Origin of the sequence: Kaistia nematophila (assembly GCF_026343855.1) — a bacterium.
GTDB lineage: Bacteria > Pseudomonadota > Alphaproteobacteria > Rhizobiales > Kaistiaceae > Kaistia > Kaistia nematophila.
Map to the genome: position 1 here is coordinate 140955 of NZ_JAPKNK010000005.1, position 19652 is coordinate 160606.

Sequence of the window (19652 nt, forward strand, 5' to 3'; positions counted from 1 at the left end):
GGTGAGTCTTTCCATAAAGTTGACTTTCTCGCCTTGGTATAGCTCAGAACTTTGCTGTCAAGCTGGCTCGGATGGTTCTGCCCGGCGAAGGCATCAATCCGAGGGTGAGCGCGTCCATGTAGTAGGCGTCCGTCAGGTTATCGACGGCCGCGTCCACCGTGACGTGCTGGTTCACCTTGTAGGAGGCGAACAGGTCGACCAGCGTGTACTTGTCCCAGTTGATGACGGTGGTGTAGCCGCCGGTGTCGGCGTTGGTGGTCGTGGTGCCACGGTCGCCCATGTAGGTGAGCCTCCCGCCGACCTCGAGGTCGCCGTCGAGGAAGCGCACGCCGGCCGTGACCGTGCCGCTCTTCTTCGGTGGAACATGCAGCTGTGCATAGCCGTTCTGGACACCTGCGGGGCGGCAGGCCAGCTGGCCGCCGGTCTCATAGGCGCAGAACTCGATCTGGTCGTAATAGGTGCCGGAGAGCTCGGCGAAGGCCCAGCCGACATCGTAGCCGATATTGCCTTCCCAGCCGACGAACCGGGCGCCGGGGATGTTCCGGACCGTGACGGCCGGATAGTTGGTGCGTGTCAGGTAGTCGTCGACCTTGTTGTCGAAGTGCGAGATTTTCAGGCGCAGCTTGTCGCCGGCGGTCAGGACGTCGTCGCGCAGCACGTTGAAGCCGAACTCGGTGTTCTTGGCGTGCTCCGGCTTCACCGCCGTCAGCGGATCGACGTTGAACGAGAAGCCGGTTGTCGATTCGAACAGGCTCGGCGCGCGGATGGCTTCCGCATAGCGGGCATAGAACTCGATGCCCTGGATCGGCTCGATCGTCGCCGCGATGATCGGCGCGAAGCCGTCATTGACCTCGTGATTGTGCAGCGTCGAGCCATAGTTGGATCCGTTGTCGTAGGACTCGGTCCAGGTGTAGCGGAGCGACGAGTCGAACTTCAGCCACTGGGTCGGGTTCCAGGTGCTTGCAACGAAGCCGCTCGCCTCCTGGCGCCAGCCGTCGCGCGAGGCGAGCCGGTCGTTGGAATCGATGTTCACGACGCCGGACGGCGGCGCGATGGTTTCGTAGATGTACGAGCCGCCGGCCGCGACCTCGACCTTGCCGGCCGCCGTCTCGAAGGTGGAGGTATTGACCGCATCCGTGCCGTAGCGCTTGGCGACGTCCCAATAGCCCTGCGGCACATCCAGGGTGGTGCCGTTGCTGAAGCTGAAAGCGTAGGGCGTGCGGATATGGGTCTCGGTATCCGTCATCCAGACATTGGCCTTGAAGTCGATCCATGGGTTCTCGGGATCGTACTTGTAGCCGGCGCGATAGGTGTTGACGGCGACGTCGCTCAACTCGGCCTGGGTGGCGCCGTCGAAGCGGAGGATCACCGAGGGCATCATCTCGCCGAAATTGCTCTCGTAGCGCATGAAGCTGGCGTCGAAGACGTGGCCGCCATCCAACTCCAGCTTCGCCTTGGCGAGGTAGGAGGTGTTGTCCTGCGAGGTGTTCAGAACCTCCTCGCCGCCGCGATAGCGGTTGAGGGCGTTGAGCGAGATCGTCGTGTATTCGGTGACGCGGTCGACCGGGATGCGCGGCGGTGCGGCCGGCGTGATCTCGGTCGTCTCGGTGATCGTCACTTCCGGCGTGCGGCCATTGGTGCCGGCGAAATAGTTGCCGTTCTTGCGGCGCGAATAGCCGGCGACGAACTCTACCATGTCGTTGCGCGCGGCGAACGAGACGCTGCCGGCGCCGGAAGTCGGCAGCAGGGTCGCCGGCCGGTCCATGCCATAGGCGCTGCCCGTGATCGGCTCGGTCGGCACCGTCTGGATCACGCAGTTCCAGTCGCAGCCGGTGCGGTAGCGGCCGAAGCCGGTCGTGGCATAGCCGCCCGGCGTACCGACCGGCGGCGGGCTCGCCGTATTGGTCATCAGGCTGCCCTTGACGCGCACGCCCCAGGCCTTGTCGCCGACGATGATGTCGTCGGCGTTGATTGTCTCCATCCGTACGACGCCGCCCGTTGCGCCGACGCCGTAGACGCCGGCCGAAGGACCCTTCTCGACCACCACCCCGCCGATGAAATCGGGATCGACATAGTTGCGCGAGGCGACGCCGGAATAGCCACGATAGACGGTGTTCTGCTGTTGCGTGCCGTCGACGACGACGGGAACGCGGCCGAAGCCCTGCATGCCGCGCACATTGACGTCGATGGCGCCGCTGTTGCGGTTGTCGCCGGTCAGCACGCCCGGCATGCCCTTCAGGAAGTCGCCGACCGAGGAGCCGCGGAAGCGCTCGATCTGGCGCTCGGACAGGAATTCGACGCTCTGCGCCACCTCATATTTCGCGTCCGGGCTGGCGAGGCTGCCGAGCCCGCCATAGGATTTGCCGCCCGTCACATCGATGATGTCGAGCACGGTCGTGCCCTCGGTCGAGCCCTGGACGCCCGGCGATCCGGCCGCGCCGATCGCCACGGTGCCGGCATTCGGAAACGAGTAGACCAGGCCGGAGCCGGAGAGGAGGCGCGCGAGCGCCTCGTCGCGGGTGGCGCGGCCGGTCAGGCCCGGCGAGGTCTTGCCGGCGGCCGAGGCGGCCAGATAGGTCACCTGCAGGCCGGACTGGCGGCCGAACGCCGCCAGCGCCTGGCTGAGCGGGCCGGCCGGAATCCTGAAATCGACGGCCTGCGCAGCCTGGGCCTGGGCCGCAGGAGCCATCGCCGTCCCGGCGCCGATCGTCGTCGTCAGCATCAGCGTCGCGACCAGCGCCCGGCGCGCGGTTCGTCCGCGCGCCGTATTCCCCGAATTCCGCATCATGGCTCGGCAATTCCCGTTGTTTGCATATGAGCGGGATGCCGTGCCTGAATGCTGGGTAGTGCCGTCCCGAAGCCTGTTACAATCGGGACGCCGGAATTTTCTCTCGGGCGCGCGATTTTTTCGGCCGCGCGCGATTGGGGCATGCCGGCCCGCCGATCCGCGCCGCGCGGGAGCGGTCGCATCGTGCCGATGGCAGGCAGGACTCGGGAGCGGACGCACGTCGAGGGAAACCTTGTTTCAGGGCGACCCGACCTATGGGAAGCCGGATCGCCCCGCCTCGGGGGAGGAACGGGGTGTCTGTGGCCCGGCTGTTCCCGCTCCTTGCCTGCGGGCGGAATGCCGGGCGTGAAAACCTGGGTTGTTCCGTCCCCGTCATGGATACAAACGGGCCGACGGAATTTTCTCCCGCCGGCACGTTTTTCCGGGGACCGGATGCCTAGAACTTCGCCGTCAGTCCGGCGCGCACCGTCCGGCCAGGAGACGGGATCGGGCCGGTCGACATGGCGTCCATGTAGTAGCGGTCGCCGATGTTCTCGGCGCTGAAGTCGAGCGTAACGTCCTTGCTCACCTTGTAGCTGCCGAACACGTCGACGATCGTCGACTTGTTCCAGACGGTCGGCGGGTTCACCGCGCCTGTCACAAGTCCGTAGCCGCCGAGGCGCTCGCCGAAGGAATAGACACGCGTGCCGATCTCCAGCCGCTCGTCGAACAGGCGCGCACCCACCGTCACGGTGCCCGAATATTTCGGCGGGACGTTCATGATGCCGTAGTCGCCGGCGGCCGCCGCGTTGCCGCAGACTCCGTTGCTGCCGCAGAATTCGATGTCGTCGTACTTCGTGAAACCGGCCTCGACGAAGAACTTGCCGGTATCGTAGCGCGCGGAAAGCTCGTAGCCGCGGAACTCGGCCTGGTCGATGTTGGACCAGGTGTAAGTCGAATAGGGCGCGCGGACGCGGACGATGTAGTCGTCGTAATTGTTGTCGAAATAGACGGCCTTGAAGCGAAGGGCGTCACCGGCGGTGAACACGCTGTCCCGCTTCACGTTGAAGCCGAATTCGACGTTCTTGGAGATTTCGGGTTGCAGGTCCGGGTTCTGGACGATGGCGCCGATGCCGATCACCGACCATTCGCGCAGGCTCGGCGGCCGCCAGCCCTCCGTATAGGAGGCGAAGAGCTGCAGGCCGTCGAGTGGCATCACCGTGACCGTGGCCGAAGGATTGATGCGGGAACCGCTGCCGGTCGGGAGGGCGGAAAGGCCCTCGCTCGTCCCCTTCGCCTCGTAGCTGTCGTAGCGGAGGCCGCCCTCCAGCCGCAGCCAGTCCGTCACGTCGAGCCGGGTCTGGTTGAAGGCGCTCCAGAGCAGGCGGTCGCCATTGGGGTTCGAGTTGATATAGATCGGCACGTCCGGCGCCGAGGGGGAGTAGACGCGGGTCTCGCTTTCACGGGCGCGCTCCTCGACGAATTCGAGGCCGTTGTTGAGGGTCAGGAGGCCGAGGCCCGTCTCGAGGGTCGTGCGGTTCGAGACATCGCCGCCATAGGTCCGCACATGCGTCCTGCCGTCGGCGCCCAGGCCATAGGTATTCGAGCGCAGCGTCTGGCTGAAGGTGTCGATGTCGGTGGCCCAGAGATTGGCCGTCACGTTGAGGTAGTCATTATCGGCCGGATCATACTGGTACGTAGAGCGGAAGGTGTTGGTCGTCGTCTCGCTGAGGCCTTTCTGCGTCGCCGGAAGCGGAAAGGTGGGGCTGGTCGCGAAGCCGAGAAGGGTCTCGTCGTTCTCGCCATACTGGTTGTTGTAATAGGTGTATCCCAGCTCCAGCGAATGACCGTCGCCCCATTTCACCTTGCCCTTGGTAAGAAAGGTCGTCGTGTCCTGCGAGGTGTTGAGAACCTCGTCGCCGGGACCGAAGGGCGAGAACTTCTTGTCCGTCGGGAATTTCGAGCCGTTTCGGCTGGTGTCGAAGGTCGCGGCGCCGTTCTTGCCGGCGAAGTAGTTGCCCTGCTGGCGACGCGCGAGGGCGGCGACGAACTCGTAATTGTCCTCGACCAGGCCGGCGGCGATGTTGCCGCTCCAGGCATCGCCGTTGAATCCGGGCGGGCCGTTGCGGATTGTCTCCGTTCCCCCCGTCGGAGGGCTTTGCGTGTTGGTGCCGAGGCTGCCGCGCAGGCGGGCGCCATAGGTCTGGCCCTCCTTGACGATGTCGCGCGCGTCGATCGTCCGCATGTTGACGACGCCACCCATCGCGCCGGTGCCGCCCGCGCCGCTATAGGGGCCCTTGTTGATGTCGACGCCGGCCAGCAGGTCCGGATCGACATAGACCTCGTTGCGGCTGCCGCGATAGCCGCGATAGGAGCCGTTGGTCTGGCGCGTGCCGTCGACCATGACGTTGACGCGGCTCTGGCCCTGCAGGCCGCGAATGTTCAAATCCATCGAGGCGCCGACGCGATTGCCGACGGCATTGACGCCGGGCGTATTGCGGAAGATGTCGCCGACCGAGGTCGGCGGCGTGCGCTGGATCTGTGCTTCCGAGATGTGAGCGATCGAGCCGGGCGAGGCGAAGGGAAGATCCGACGCCGCCATCGTGCCGCCCGCCGTCACGTCGATGACGTCGAGGACCGTGGTGCCGTCCGCCGGCACTGCGGCGGCGGCGCTGGCGTCGACCAGGGCTGCCGAGCCGGGCGCTCCGATACGGACCTGCAGGCCGGTTCCGGCCACCAGTCGCTGCAGCGCCTGCGCCGGCGTCATCGTGCCGACGACGGCGGCAGAATTCTTGCCGCGCGCCAGCGCCGAGGAATAGCTGATCTGCCAGCCGGTGACGCCGATGAAGGCGTTGACGGCGGCGGAAAGCGGCTGGGCCGGAATGGAGAAGGCGACGGCCTGGTTGGCGGCGTTCGCCGGTGCCGGCTGGGCCAGCGCGGGCTGGGCGGCAAGGCTCGTCGTCACGGCAAGCAGGGCGGAGGTGACGAGCAGCGAGGCCAGCCGGCGTTTCGTGCGCAGTCCCGCCTGTGCGCTCGCCCCGGTCCCGGTGGTCAACATCCCGTTCGTCATGCCGCAAAGCCCCTTTTCCAGATCGAAGAGGCCGTCCGGCGTCGTGCTGAAATCGCCCTCTCACACATCCGACGTTCGGGGTGGGCGAAACCGGAAAAGAAAAGTTGAATATTCAGCGAAGGATTAGAATACCACCGGGCAGGGTCGTGACGTCGACGCCGGCGGCGGCGGCGAGCGAACGCAGCGCGCCGTCGATGTCGGTGGTGCGGTAATTGCCGCTGACGCGGAAGTCTTCCGCGAGGCCAGTGGTGACGACGACCGGGGCGCTGCGGTAGCGGCGCAGTTCGGCGAGCACGGTCTCGAAGGGCTGGTCGTCAAAGACGATGCGTCCCTGTCGCCAGGCGAGCGCCGTCACCGGATCGGCCGGCTCGACGGCGGAAAGGGCGTTGGCGCTGGCGACAACCTGCTGGCCCGGCTCCAGCGTCGCCTGCGCGGCCTCATCGGCGACGAGGCGGACCTCGACGCGACCGCGTTCGAGGATGACGGTATCGCGCGCCCCGTCTTCGCGGACGGAGAACGCCGTGCCCTTCACTTCGATGGCGCCGAACCTTCCGGCGACGCGGAACGGATGGGCCGGGTCATGCCGCACGTCGAAGAAGGCCTCGCCCTGCAGCAGACGTACGTCGCGCCGTCCGTTCTCGAAATCGAGCGCCACCGCCGAGGCCGTGTTGAGGATCATGCTCGATCCGTCGGGCAGCGCGATGGTGGCGCGATCGCCGACGGCGGTGACGTAGTCGGCCTGCCAGCGGAGTATAAGCGCCGGCGCCTGCCAGACGCCGATCGCGAGCAGCAGCATGGCGGCGATCGCGCCGAGCCGGACGGGGAGCTTCCGCGATGGACGCGCATGCGGGCGGGGCTCGACGGTGCGGCGGGCGCTCGCTGCCGCCGGCGTTGCGACCGGCAGACTGCGCACGGCGCCGAGGAAGGCGGGGGATCCCCAGATCGCCTCGAGATCGTCAAATGCCTCGGCATGGCGCGGGTTCTGCCGCAGCCAGGCGGCGAATTCGGCCTCGCCGGCATCCTCCGGCGTGGCGTTGCGCAGCCGCGCGAACCAGTCGAGTGCCTCGTCGGCGATGCGATCGGATGCGATCTCGTCCGTCCCTTCCGGGATCGGCGAGGCATCGTCCATCGAGCGTTCTCGTCCCACGCAACTCATCCGATCGTCCGGGCCTTCGGGTCTTTATAGAGTCGACGTGCGGCAGTCTGGAATCCGGCAAAAATAGTTTTCCGGCTCCGGAGGGGACGTCGCGGGGAGGGGATCAACGCCGGTCGCTCCGTGCCAGCGCGTCGCGGCAATGCGCCATGGCGAGCTTCAAATCATTGAAGACGGTGCGTTCGGAAACGCCGAGATGCTGCGCGATCCGCGCGTTGGTCCATTCCTCCATCCGGCTCAGCACGACCACCTGCTGCGCCCGTTCCGGCAAGGTGGCGAGCGCCGCCTGGAACAGTCGCAGCCGCTCGCGCTCGATCAGTTCGGCTTCCAGCGACGGCGTATCGGCGGGAATGTTCTCCAGCGCCTCGTCGCTCAGCCCATCCGTCTCGACGCGCGACCGCGTCTTGCGGCGGCGCAGATAGTCGAGCGCCAAATTGCGCGCCGTCTGGTGCAGGAACGCCTCGACATGCTCGATCGGACCCGCCTCGATCGCCTTGTGCGCCCGCACATAGGTCTCCTGCGCCAGGTCCTCGGCGATCTGCGGATCGCGCACGATCCGCATCACGCTCCAGGTCAAGGAACGGCGATGCAGTTGAAATGCGTCGTGGAGGAGAGGCGGCATGAAACGGAGTGGCGCGGGGCAAGAGCAGGCTCGCGCATCGTCGATACGGCGAGTGGGGGCTACCTGCGGCGTCCAATAGTCCAGAGAAAAAGATCACGCAACGTCAATGATTTAGACTGTCTCTAGACTGTGTTCCGGTCGTTTCTGTCAGATCGGCGAGATCACCGTCAGGAAGGACGAGGCCTGGCGGACGCGGCCGCCTGCCGGCAGGACGACCGCTTCCAGCGCCCGGTGCGGGTCGCTCAGGTCGAACAGGCCGCTCACCCTCTGGGCGCCGACGAACGGGTCGGCGATGACGATCCGGCCGGGCACCCAGCGGCCGATCCTCGCCACCAGCGCCGCGACGGGCTCGCGCTCGGCGAGGATCAGCTTGTCGCGCCAGCCGCCGATCTGGCCCGGCTCTCGCCGGCCGCGCTCGACGAGCTGGGCGGCGGCGTCGAAGCTCATCCAGTCGCCGGCCGCGAGATCGAGCGAAGGGATGGCCGGCCTGTCGATACGCGTCTCGACCTCGCCGGTGTCGACCGAGACGCTGACGATGCCGGCATCGCTCGTGATGTCGAAGGCGGCCTGCTGCGCGATCGCGGCGATCGACCCGCTCTTGACCTGGAACGGGCGCCCGAAATCCGGGGCGACGGCGAAGAACGACATGCCCTGGAGCAGCGCGATGTCGCGCGTCGCCCCGTTGAAGGCGATCGAGATCGCGGTGTCGGGGCCGAGCGTCGCCACGCTGCCGTCCGGGAGGGGAACGCGGCGTATCTCGCCCTTTTCGGTGACGTAGTCGGCGCGGGCGCGCAGGATCGCGTCCGGACCGAACAGCGAGCCGGCCGCCAGCGCGCCGAGTCCGACCGCGCCGCCGAGCATGAAGTTGCGCCGCGACGGCGCACTGCCGCGACGGCGCGCGGCCTTTGCCTGCTCGGTCAGCACCTGGCCGCTCATGCCGTGCACTTCGGCGACCTGGGTCCAGACATGCTCGTGCTGCGGGCTGCGCGCCCGCCAGGCGCGGACCATCTTGATCGCCACCGGATTGTCGGGAGCGGCCTGCAGGCGGATCACCAGATCGATGGCCTCGTCGAGCAGCCGATCCGTCTCCGGCGTCAAGTCGCGCATGCTGCCCCTCCGGCGATCGGGCGGCCCGGCGGCCGCCTCCTGTCGTTCTCGCCCTCTATTACCCGTGGCGCGGGCGATTTTTCTCTCGCGGCCGGAATTTTCGCTCAAAGGCTCCCGGTGCGCAGCACGATGTGGCGGTAGGCCTCGCGGATCAGCGCCCAGGTCCGGGTCGTCGACAGGCCGAGCTCCTGGCCGATGGCGGCGATCGTCTGTCCGCCGAGGCGGTGGCGTGCGAAGGCGAGCCGCGTCCGCTCGGGCAGTTCCGCCAGCGCCGCCTCGACCTGGCGCAGCCGCTGGCGGTCATGGACCACTACCTCGGGCGAAGGCGTCGGATCGGCGACCTGGGTCAGGATGACGTCGGCGACGTCGACGATCCCCGACCGGCGCATGCGCTGGACATGGTTGATGCTGAGATTGCGCGAGACCTGGTGCAGATAGGCGCGGGGATTGTGGTTCAGCGTGCCGTCCTGCGGCGGCGAGGCCAGCACGCGCAGGAACGTGTCCTGCGTGATGTCGGCGGCCGTTTCCTCGGTCAGTCCGCGCCGCCGGAGCGCCCGCGTGATCTCCTTGGCATGGCGCCGGAACAGGCTCTGTATGTCCCAGGACACGCGCTACCACCCGCCGCCGCGGCGCTGCAGCCGTTCGAGCGAGGCGGCCACCCGGTCCGGCCGTTGCAGCCGGCGGCCGGCGCGCGCGATCGGCGCCGTCACGATCGGCGGATGCCAGTGGCGCAGGCGGATCGGCGCGGGATTTTCCGGGCTGTCGGTCGTGAACGTCGTGGTCATGGGGCTGCACAGGTGAGAGATGAAGCTCGCGCGCCTGCGAAACGGCGAGTGGGTTCAACCTAGCGTCCGGATAGGCCGAATAGAAAAGCGTTGCAACAACAATGATTTAGAGGGCTTCTAACTGGCCCTCTCGCGGATGTCGGCCGTGTCAGGGCTTGGGTCGGCCGATATGGGATGGCTCACCCCATGTGGTCTGACCGGTTGCCGCTCGCCGCGGCGGGCTGCCGACCTACCAAACGCACCTGCATCGGGACTGGCCTGGAGAGGAGCGCGGAGAGCGGCTCGGCCGGTTTCGACCTGGGGTTGCCGAGGATTTGGGCAAGGCCGGAATCCAGTGGAACGGGCCTGGCGCGCCTGACCAGTTTGATCACATCGGTCAGACCAAAAAGCAGGCAGACGGGAACGCGATCCTGCCTCGCGAGAGGATTGGCGGGGCACCGGGTCGTTCGCTGCTGACGAAGCGCTTTCCTATAGTGATGTATAATCAAGTCGGAAAATGCGATGGGTTCGCTCGGGTAATCCGACGTTGTTCCTATTGATGTTTTTGTATCGATCGTAAAATTTTGATCGATTGTCGATTTCAAAGATAACGAATGCGTACTCTATTTTATTGATCACATTGTGATCAGCTGATTTCAGCGAAGAATGGTCACGTATATGGCCGTTATTTGAGAAATTTTGTTCGGTATAGGCAATACTGCCCGAAATTTCGGCGTGTCCGACTCTTGGGCAAATTGCGCCGAAAATTTGTCATTGTCGGTTCGCGCGGGTGCCGCGAGGATACTTGAGCACTCGCAGTGGTCAGACCAGTCCTGCGGTGTTCCTCCCATCTCAAGGAGACTAGCGTGCAGACCTTCCCTCATACCTCCATCGGCATGACGAAACGTCTGCCGGACGGCCAACGTCTGTCCGACGGCCATGGCGCCGCGCGGAACCGCTGGCTGCGCAAGACGCCGCTGAAGAGCCTTTTCGCCGGCTTGGTCGGCGCCTTCATGGTCACCACCATTCTCGGCACGGTCGGCGCTTCGGCGCAGGACGCCAAGACCACGCTCGTGGTCGCCGCGCCGCGCACGCCGGAATCGCTCGACCAGGAATATCCGCCGACCGAGGCCGGCCATGAGGTGCGCCGCAACGTGTTCGAGCGCCTGCTGACCTACAAGCAGAAGCAGGGCGAGGACGGCGTCTTCTACGAGGACTTCGACACCATCGACGGCGCGCTCGCCGAGACGTGGGAAGTCTCCGAGGATCGCAAGTCGATCACCTTCCACCTGCGCAAGGGCGTCAAGTCGGCGCTCGGCAACGAGCTCAACGCCGATACGGTGATGTGGTCGTTCCTGCGCGGCTGGAACATGAAGTCGAACTTCCACTGGTACATGACGCAGATCTTCAAGATCGAGGATTTCGACAGCGCTTTCCAGAAGGTCGACGACTACACCGTCAAGGTCACGCTGCCGAACGCCTCGCCGCTGATCGAGCGCATCTGGATCAACAGCGATCTGGGCATTCTTGACGCCGTCGAGGTCAAGAAGCACCTGACCGATGCCGATCCGTGGGCGGCGACCTGGCTCGCCACCAATACGGCCGCCTTCGGCCCGTATTTCATCAGCAAGTACAAGCCCGGCCAGGAAGTCGTCTACGACGCCAATCCGAACTACTATCGTGGCGAGCCGAAGCTGAAGCGCGTCATCCTGCGCGAGATGCCGACCTCCGCCAACCGTGTCGCCGCCATCCAGGCCGGCTCGGTCGACGTCGCCGAATACCTGCTGCCGCGCGAACTGGCGCTGCTGGAGAAGGCGCCGGGCGTCAAGGTCGAGAAGGTGTTCGGCAATTTCATCCATCGCGTCGAGATGAACAACGCGATGCCGCCCTTCGATAACGTCAAGGTTCGCCAGGCGCTGAACTACCTGGTGCCGCGCGACGAGATCCTGAAGAGCGTCTACTTCAACACCGCGCGCTTCACCAAGAGCCCGATCTCGGAGATCTATCCGGGATTCACGGATGAATACTTCGCCTTCTCGAACGATCCGGCCAAGGCCAAGGCGCTGCTCGCCGAGGCCGGTCTGCCGGACGGGTTCAAGACCCAGCTCGCCTATCGCACCGGCGACCAGCTTGAAGAAGAAATGGCGGTCATCCTGAAGTCGGCCTTCGCCAAGGCCGGCGTCGAGGTCGAACTGTTGAAGCTGCCGGCCTCGACCCTGGTCGAGCGCTACACCAAGGGCGAAGTGCCGATGTACTTCTTCCGCGACATGGCGATCGTCCCCGACGCCGCCTACGTCGCCAATCTCTGGCTGAACAGCGCCTCGGCGATCAATTACTCCAAGTTCAAGAGCGCCGAGGTCGACCAGCTGATCGACAACGGCCTGAAGAGCACGGACGAGCCGAAGCGCCTCGCCGACATGAAGCGCGTGCAGCAGATCACCATGGAGCAGGCCCCCTGGGTCTTTCTGATGAACCCCGGCTACCAGCTCGCCACGCGGGCCAACGTCAAGGGCTACTCCTGGTACACGCCGAACGGCAACGCCTTCTTCGACCTCTCGAAAGAGTAGTCGCCGTCGCGGCCTCGCCCTCCGGGCGGGGCCGCATCTCCTTCTCCGGGTACGAAGACAGGAAAGACCCCCGATGACCCTGGCCGTTGCCAATCTTGGCGTCTACTGGCGGGCGATACCCCGGCCGTTGCGCATCATCACCAGCCGGCTCGCCATGCTGGTGCCGCAGATGTTCGGCGTCATGATGGTGACGTTCCTGCTGGTGCGGCTGCTGCCCGGCGATCCCGCGCTGCTGCTGCTCGGCAACATGGCGACGCCCGAGACGATCGCCGCCTTCCGCGAGAAGCTGGGCCTGCACCTGCCGCTCTGGGAGCAGTTCATCCACTATATCGGCAACGCGCTGCATGGCGACCTTGGCGTCTCCATCCTCACCTCCAATCCCGTCGTCACCGATCTCATGGAACGCGCGCCGGCCACGCTGGAGCTGATCGGCTACGCCATGCTGCTGACGATCCTGATCGGCGTGACGCTGGCGGTCATCTCGGTGGTCAAGGCCGGCGGAGTCGTCGATATCGGCAGCCGCGTCTATGGCCTCGCCGCCGGCGCCATCCCCGATTTCTGGGTCGGCCTGCTGCTGATCTACTTCTTCTTCTTCATCCTCGGCTGGGCCCCGGCGCCCTTTGGCCGGATCGACACCTTCGTGTCGCCGCCGGACACGATCACGGGCTTCTACACGATCGACAGCCTGCTCGCCGGCGATCTCAACGCCTTCTTCTCCTCGGTCGGGCGCCTGATCCTGCCGGTGCTGACGCTTGCCATCGTCAATGCCGGCGCGCTGATGAAGATGACCAAGACGACCTTCGCCGACATCTATCGCAGCGACTTCATCCGCCATGCCCGCGCCTCGGGCCTGCCGGAACGCACCATCCGGCGCATCGCGCTCCGCAACAGCCTGCCGCCGATCATCACCCTCGTCGGCTTCATGTTCGGCTTCCTGCTCGGCGCCGCCGTGCTGGTCGAGACGATCTTCGCCTGGGGCGGGCTCGGCCAGTATGCCGTCCAGTCGGTCGTGAACAGCGACTATCCGGCCCTGCAGGGCTTCGTGGTCGTCGCCGCCGCCTTCATCCTGATCGTCTACACGATCGTGGACATCCTCTACGAACTCGCAGATCCGAGGATTCGCGTCTGATGACCCGCTTCATCCGCTATGTCTCGACCCATCCGGGCGCCATGGTCGGGCTTGCCCTGCTGGCCCTGCAGATCGCCTCGATCCTGTTCGCGCCCTGGCTGACCTTCTACGCGCCGGAGGAGGCGGATCCGTTGATGTCGCTGCAGCCGCCTTCCGCGGCGCACTGGTTCGGCACCGACGTCTCCGGCATGGATATCTACACCCGCATCGTCTACGCGACGCGCATCAACCTCCTGATCAGCATCACCGCTGTCGCCTTCGCCTTCGTCGTCGGCGTGCCGATCGGCCTTCTGATCGGCTTCTATCGCAACTGGATCAGCGCGCTGGTCATGCGCGTCTTCGACTTCATCCAGTCCTTTCCGGTCTTCGTGCTGGGCATGGCGCTGGTGTCGGTGATGGGGCAGGAGATCTGGAACGTCGCCATCGTGCTGGCGGTACTGTTCATCCCGATGTTCGCCCGCCTTATCCGCGCCGAGGTGCTGTCGCTGCGCGAGCGGCCCTATGTCAGCGCCGCGCGCTGCAGCGGGGCGACCGACGGTTCGATCATGTTCCGCCACATCCTGCCCAACGCGCTGACGCCGGCCATCGTCCAGGTCTCGATCAGCATCGGCCTCGCCATCCTGCTCACCGCCGGCCTCTCCTTCGTCGGAGCCGGCGTGCGCATGCCGACGCCGGAATGGGGCCTGATGGTCTCGACCGGCGCGCAGCAGATGATCCTCGGCGTCTGGTGGGTGGCGCTGTTCCCCGGCCTCGCCATCGTCGTCTCCGTGCTCAGCTTCGCGCTGCTCGGCGACATGGTGAAGGACCTTTCCGACCCGACCACGAGGGAACGCCAATGAGCGACGCAAACACGAAGCCGCTTCTCGAGGTCGAGAACCTTTCCGTCGACTTCGGCGAGGGCACGGCGAAAGCGCTCTCCGACATCACCTTCAGCCTCGGCCGCGACGAGATTCTCGGCATCGTCGGCGAGACCGGCGCCGGCAAGTCGCTCCTCGCGCGCAGCCTGCTCAACCTGTTGCCGGAGGGCGGCCGCTTCACGGCGGGCGACATCCGCCTCGAGGGCAAGACCCTGTTCGGCATCGACGCCGCCGAGCAGCGCAAGGTCCGCGGCGGCCGGGTCGCGCTGATCGGCACCAACGCCAAGGCATTGCTGTCGCCGGTCGAGACGGTCGGCATCCAGATCGCTCGCGTGCTGCGCGCCCATCGTTCCTGCAGCCACAAGGAGGCCTGGAAGGCCGCCGTCGACCTGATGGCGCAGGTCGGCATCGTCAATCCCGAGCGCCGCGCCAAGGCCTATCCGCACCAGCTCTCCGGCGGCATGGCGCAGCGCATCGTCATCGCCATGGCGATGGTCACCAATCCCGAAGTGGTGCTCGCCGACGACGCCACCCTCGGCCTCGACGCGACCATCCAGGTGCAGGTGCTCGACCTTTTGGTAAAGCGCTGCCGCGAGCTCGGCGCCGGCGCGGTGATCATCACTCACGACCTCGGTATCGTCGCGCACTACTGCGACCGCGTTGCGATCATGAAGGAGGGCAGGATCGTCGAGCTCGCCGAGGTCGGGGCCTTCCTCGATGCGCCGAAGGAGGCCTATGGCCAGGCGCTGCTCGACGCCGCCCGCGTCCGGCCGACTCCGATGGTCGCCAAGGTCGAAGACCCGGCGCCCGAGGCGCAGCACGAGACGCCGCTGCTCGACGTCCGCCGCCTGCTCAAGATCTTCCCGATCGCCGGCACGCAGGACGTGGTGCGCGCGATCGACGACGTGTCCTTCTCGGTCAAGCGCGGCGAGACGCTGGCGCTGGTCGGCGAAAGCGGTTCCGGCAAGACCACGGTCGGCCAGTGCCTCGTGCGCCTGCTCGACAGCGATGGCGGCGGCATCACCTTCGACAATGTCGATGTCACGACCATGTCGTCGTCCGAGTTCCGCGCCATGCGGCGCCGGATCCAGATGGTGTTCCAGGAGCCCTATGTAGCCCTCAATCCGCGCTGGCCGGTCCGGGCGCTGGTCGCCGAGCCGCTCCGGCTCGACCCGACGCTGGGCCGGGATGCGGTCGAGAGGCGCGTGCGCGAGCTGGTCGATCTCGTGCGGCTGCCGGCGTCGATCGCCGACGCCTATCCGCACCAGTTGACTGCCGGCGAGCAGAAACGCGTCGGCATCGCCAGGGCGCTGGCGACGCGGCCGGACTTCGTCGTGTTCGACGAGCCGACCACCGCACTCGACATCCGCGTCCGCGCCCAGATCATCGACCTCGTCCGCGACCTCCAGTCGGAGATGGGCATGTCGGCGCTGTTCATTACGCACGACCTCAACTCGGTGCGCTCGCTCGCCCATCGCGTCGCGGTCATGCGTCATGGCAAGATCGTCGAGGAGGGCGAGACCGAGACGATCTTCTCGGCCGCGAGGGAAGACTACACCAAGGCGCTTTTGGCGGCCGAGCTTCCGGTCGAGCAGGGCGCCGCGCAACGGGACCGCGCCGAGATGCGGCGCATGGCGGGAGTGGCGGCATGAGCGGCAAGGCAGTTCTCATCACCGGCGCGGCCGGTCTCGTCGGCAATGTCGTGCGCCGGAAGCTGGAGGCGCAGGGGCGCGCCGTCGTCGCCATCGACCGCACGGACCGCAGCGCCGACGGCCAGCCGATCATCCCCTGTGACGTCACCGACATCCACCGCCTGCATGCTGTGGTCGCCGACCACGACATCGACGCGATCGTCCATTGCGGCGCCTATTCCGGCCCGATGGTGGCGCGCGACAATCCCTATTCGATGGTGCAGGTCAACATCGTCGGCACCGCCAACATGCTGGAGCTGGCCCGCGTCCACAAAATGCGGCGGATGGTGTTCTGCTCCTCGACCAGCGCCTATGGCAACACGCCGGAAGGCCCGGTGCCGGAGGACGTCGCGCTCTATCCGACCTCCGTCTATGGCGGAAGCAAGGCGGCCAGCGAGCAGCTGGTCTGGACCTATTTCCGCCAGTTCGGCGTCGATGCCGTGGCGCTGCGGCTCTCCTGGGTCTATGGCCCCGGCCGCACCACCGACTGCATCATCCGCACCATGATCGAGGACGCGCTGGCGAAGCGCCCGACGCGCGTGCCGTTCGGCGCCGATTTCCATCGCCAGTTCATCCATGTCGAGGACGCCGCCGGCGCGCTGATCCTGGCGCTCGATGCCGGCGACCTGCCGCGGCGCATCTATACGGTCACGGGCGGCACCTACCTGACCCTTCGCGAGATCGGTGATGTCGTGAAGAAGGTCCTGCCGCAGGCCGATATCGAGATGCAGCCCGGCCCCGATCCGGTCGACGAGGTCCACCGGCGCTTTGATATCTCCGCCGTCGAACGCGACCTCGGCTACGCGCCGGGCTTCGACCTCGAGGCGGGAATTCGGTCCTATGCCGGCTGGATCGCCAGCCGAAAGTCGATTGCAGGAGCCCATTGATGAACGAGTTTTCGCTTGCGGGCCGCAAGGCCCTGGTCACCGGCGGCAGCCGCGGCATTGGCGGCGAGACGGTCGAGCTTTTCGCCCGCTACGGCGCCGAGGTGGCCTTCTGCCATTATGGCGATGCGGCCAATGCCGAGGCGCTGGTCACGCGCCTGACCGGCGAGGGCTACAAGGTCCATGCGACCGAGTGCAACGTCGCCGACGAAGCCTCGGTCGACGCCATGGCCGCCTGGGCCAAGGAAAAGCTCGGCCAGGTCGACATCCTCGTCAATCTTGCCGGCATCGGTGGCGACAAGGCCTTCGTCGACATCTCTGTCGCCGACTGGGACCAGATGCTCGGCGTGCATCTGCGCGGTACCTTCCTGGTCACGCGGCACTTCTTCGGCGACATGCTGGCGCGCGGCTATGGCCGGGTCATCAACTGTGCCTCGCAGCTCGCCTACAAGGGCGCGCCGGGCCTCGCGCATTACTGCGCCGCCAAGGCCGGACTCGTCGGTTTCACCCGCGCTCTCTCCTATGAGGGGGCGCCGCATGGCGTCACGGTCAACGCGATCGCGCCCGGGGCCACCGAGACGGTGCTGCTGAACGGCCTCAGCCAGGAATGGCGCGACATGAAGAAGGCGCAGCTGCCGATCGGCCGCTTCGGCAAGGTTTCTGAAATCGCGCCGACCATCCTGATGCTCGCTTCCGATGCCGGCGCCTATTATGTCGGCCAGACGCTGTCGCCGAATGGCGGCGACGTGATGGTCTGACGGCAGCGTTCCAGAAACACCCGGCCCGGAGAGGCTCCATGAGCGAATATGATCTCGTCATCCGCGGCGGCACCGTCGTCACCGCGTCCGATACGCTGCGTGCCGATGTCGGCATCCGCGACGGCCGCATCATCGCCGTCGCCGAAAAGCTCGATGATGCCGACCGCATCATCGACGCCACCGGCCTGCTGGTCATGCCGGGCGGCATCGATAGCCATGTCCATCTGGCGCAGCCGGCCTTTGGCGGCCCGGCCATGGCCGATGGCTTCGAGAGCGGCACCCGTTCGGCGATCGCCGGCGGCAACACGACGGTGATCCCGTTCGCGCTGCAGCCGCGCGGCGCGTCGCTGCGCACCAGCGTCGTCGACTATCACAAGGAAGCCGACGGCAAGTCCTACTGCGACTACGGCTTCCATCTGATCATCTCGGATCCGAGCCCGAGCGTGCTCGGGCAGGAACTGCCGGCGCTGGTCGATGACGGCTATTCCTCGTTCAAGGTATTCATGACCTATGACGATCTCGTCCTGAACGACCGGCAGTTGCTGGAAGTGTTCGACTGCGCGCGCGGCTGCGGCGCGCTCGTCATGGTCCATTGCGAGGGCTACGACGCCATCCGCTTCATGGCCGAGCGCCTCGAGGCTGCCGGCAAGACAGCGCCCTACTATCACGCCGTGTCGCGGCCGCAATCGGTCGAGCGCGAGGCGACGCACCGCGCCATCAGCCATGCCGAGCTGACCGACGTGCCGATCATGGTCGTGCATGTCTCCGGCCGCGAGCCGATGGAGCAGATCCGCTGGGCCCAGCAGAAGGGCCTCAAGATCTACGCCGAGACCTGCCCGCAATATGTCGCCCTCACGGCGGACGACCTGAAGGGCCTCAACATGGACGAGAGCGGCGGCAAATATGTCTGCTCGCCGCCGCCGCGCGACCATGCCAGCTGGGACGCGATCTGGGAGGGCATCCGCACCGGCGTGTTCCAGACCTTCTCGTCCGACCACTGCCCGTTCTTCTACGAAGGCGAGATGGGAAAGCTCAATCCGAAGGCGCGCACCTCGTTCCGCTGGGTGCCGAACGGCATACCGGGCGTCGAGACGCGGCTGCAGATCCTCTACCAGAAGGGCGTCGTCGAGGGGCGGATCACCGTCAACGAGTTCGTCGCGCTGACCTCGACCAACCACGCCAAGATCTACGGCCTCTATCCGAAGAAGGGCTCGATCGCGCCCGGCTTCGACGCCGACATCGTGCTGTGGGATCCGAACCGCAAGGAGACGATCCGCCAGGAGCTGATGCATCACGGCGCCGACTACACGCCCTATGAGGGGCTGGAGGTTACCGGCTGGCCGGTGATGACCGTGCTGCGCGGCAAGGTCGTGATGCAGGACGGCGAGATCCTCGGCGAGCCCGGCGATGGCGGCTTCCTCAAGCGCTCGCTTTCGCCCTACGCTGTGCCGAACGGCGCACCTGCCCTGTAAGGATCGGAATTCTCATGACGCAGCCAATCGCCATCATCACCGGCGCCGGCATCGGCATCGGCCGGGCCACCGCCTTCACCTTCGCCCGCGCCGGCTACCATGTCGTGGTGACCGATGTTCTGGAGGCCGAAGGCAACGCGGTCACCGAGGGCATCCGCGCGGAAGGCGGCAGCGCCGAGTTCCAGTTTCTCGACGTCACCTCGACCCAGCGCACGGATGCGCTGGTCGCCGATGTCGAGGCGCGCTTCGGCAAGATCGACGCGATCATCGCCAATGCCGGCATCGCCAAGAAGGTGCCGCTCGCCGATCTCTCCGACGAGCAATGGGACCGCACGCTCGACGTCGACCTGAAGGGCGTGCTGCGCATCATCCGCGCCGCCGCCCCCGGTATGCGCCGCCGCAAGTCCGGCGCCATCGTCGCGCTGTCCTCGATCATGGGCGTTGCCTATGGCTGGGACGAGCACGTCCACTATTCCGCTGCCAAGTCCGGCGTGGTCGGGCTGGTGCGCGGCCTCGGCGTCGAGCTTGCCCCGGACGGCGTCCGCGTCAACGGCATCGCGCCCGGCTATATCCGCACGGCGCAGGCGCTGTCGAAGGAGCATTCGCTTGGGCCCGAAGGGCTGGAGCAGGCGGCGTCCTTCATCCCGATGGGCCGTGTCGGCGAGCCGGAGGACATCGCCGACGTCATCCTCTTCCTCGCCTCGCCGGGCTCGCGCTATATCACCGGCCAGGTGATCGTCGTCGATGGCGGCCTGCTCGTCGGCCGCTACTGACGGCGCATTCCGCCTCCATTCCAAACCCGAGCCGCGCG

The 19652-nt window shown here is 66.4% G+C and carries 15 protein-coding genes; 8 read left to right on the forward strand and 7 right to left on the reverse strand.

Annotated features, from left to right (window positions below; all coding sequences use genetic code 11):
* Window positions 1-43: 43 nt before the first annotated feature.
* The 7 genes from OSH07_RS13605 to OSH07_RS13635 form a co-directional block, all read right to left on the reverse strand.
* A complete protein-coding gene (locus OSH07_RS13605; protein ID WP_266339204.1) occupies window positions 44-2788 on the reverse strand; it encodes a TonB-dependent receptor in 2745 nt (914 codons plus the stop codon).
* 436 nt (window positions 2789-3224) lie between these two features.
* The gene (locus OSH07_RS13610; protein WP_266339205.1) at window positions 3225-5837 is read right to left on the reverse strand and encodes a TonB-dependent receptor; all 2613 of its coding nucleotides are present in this window, start codon (window positions 5835-5837) and stop codon (window positions 3225-3227) included.
* A gap of 112 nt (window positions 5838-5949) precedes the next feature.
* A complete protein-coding gene (locus tag OSH07_RS13615; RefSeq protein ID WP_266339206.1) occupies window positions 5950-6966 on the reverse strand; it encodes a FecR family protein in 1017 nt (338 codons plus the stop codon).
* 130 nt (window positions 6967-7096) lie between these two features.
* A complete protein-coding gene (locus tag OSH07_RS13620) occupies window positions 7097-7612 on the reverse strand; it encodes an RNA polymerase sigma factor (RefSeq protein WP_266339207.1) in 516 nt (171 codons plus the stop codon).
* A 147-nt stretch (window positions 7613-7759) separates the two neighbouring features.
* Window positions 7760-8719, reverse strand: a complete 960-nt coding sequence (locus OSH07_RS13625; protein ID WP_266339208.1) for a FecR family protein — start codon at window positions 8717-8719, stop codon at window positions 7760-7762.
* Window positions 8720-8823: 104 nt separating this feature from the next.
* The gene (locus OSH07_RS13630; protein ID WP_266339209.1) at window positions 8824-9327 is read right to left on the reverse strand and encodes an RNA polymerase sigma factor; all 504 of its coding nucleotides are present in this window, start codon (window positions 9325-9327) and stop codon (window positions 8824-8826) included.
* A 3-nt stretch (window positions 9328-9330) separates the two neighbouring features.
* A complete protein-coding gene (locus OSH07_RS13635) occupies window positions 9331-9504 on the reverse strand; it encodes a hypothetical protein (protein ID WP_266339210.1) in 174 nt (57 codons plus the stop codon).
* Between the two features lie 845 nt (window positions 9505-10349).
* On the opposite strand from OSH07_RS13635, the gene OSH07_RS13640 reads away from it, so the two are divergent.
* From OSH07_RS13640 to OSH07_RS13675, 8 genes are all read left to right on the forward strand, one after another.
* The gene (locus tag OSH07_RS13640) at window positions 10350-12050 is read left to right on the forward strand and encodes an ABC transporter substrate-binding protein (RefSeq protein ID WP_266339211.1); all 1701 of its coding nucleotides are present in this window, start codon (window positions 10350-10352) and stop codon (window positions 12048-12050) included.
* A gap of 73 nt (window positions 12051-12123) precedes the next feature.
* Window positions 12124-13179 (forward strand): ABC transporter permease, encoded by a 1056-nt coding sequence (locus tag OSH07_RS13645; protein ID WP_266339212.1) that lies wholly within the window; start codon window positions 12124-12126, stop codon window positions 13177-13179.
* Complete coding sequence (locus OSH07_RS13650) at window positions 13179-14018, forward strand: ABC transporter permease (RefSeq protein ID WP_266339213.1); 840 nt, start codon at window positions 13179-13181, stop codon at window positions 14016-14018. Before OSH07_RS13645 ends, OSH07_RS13650 begins: the two co-directional genes overlap by 1 nt.
* Window positions 14015-15688: an ATP-binding cassette domain-containing protein gene (locus OSH07_RS13655; protein WP_266339214.1), complete on the forward strand. Its 1674-nt coding sequence runs from the start codon at window positions 14015-14017 to the stop codon at window positions 15686-15688. Before OSH07_RS13650 ends, OSH07_RS13655 begins: the two co-directional genes overlap by 4 nt.
* Window positions 15685-16614: an NAD-dependent epimerase/dehydratase family protein gene (locus tag OSH07_RS13660; protein WP_266339215.1), complete on the forward strand. Its 930-nt coding sequence runs from the start codon at window positions 15685-15687 to the stop codon at window positions 16612-16614. The genes OSH07_RS13655 and OSH07_RS13660 overlap by 4 nt, the downstream gene beginning before the upstream one ends.
* Window positions 16614-17369 (forward strand): SDR family NAD(P)-dependent oxidoreductase, encoded by a 756-nt coding sequence (locus tag OSH07_RS13665; RefSeq protein ID WP_266339216.1) that lies wholly within the window; start codon window positions 16614-16616, stop codon window positions 17367-17369. Before OSH07_RS13660 ends, OSH07_RS13665 begins: the two co-directional genes overlap by 1 nt.
* Before the next feature lie 38 nt (window positions 17370-17407).
* Window positions 17408-18841 (forward strand): dihydropyrimidinase, encoded by a 1434-nt coding sequence (hydA, locus tag OSH07_RS13670; protein WP_266339217.1) that lies wholly within the window; start codon window positions 17408-17410, stop codon window positions 18839-18841.
* A 14-nt stretch (window positions 18842-18855) separates the two neighbouring features.
* Complete coding sequence (locus OSH07_RS13675; protein WP_266339218.1) at window positions 18856-19614, forward strand: SDR family NAD(P)-dependent oxidoreductase; 759 nt, start codon at window positions 18856-18858, stop codon at window positions 19612-19614.
* The last annotated feature ends 38 nt before the right edge of the window (window positions 19615-19652 follow it).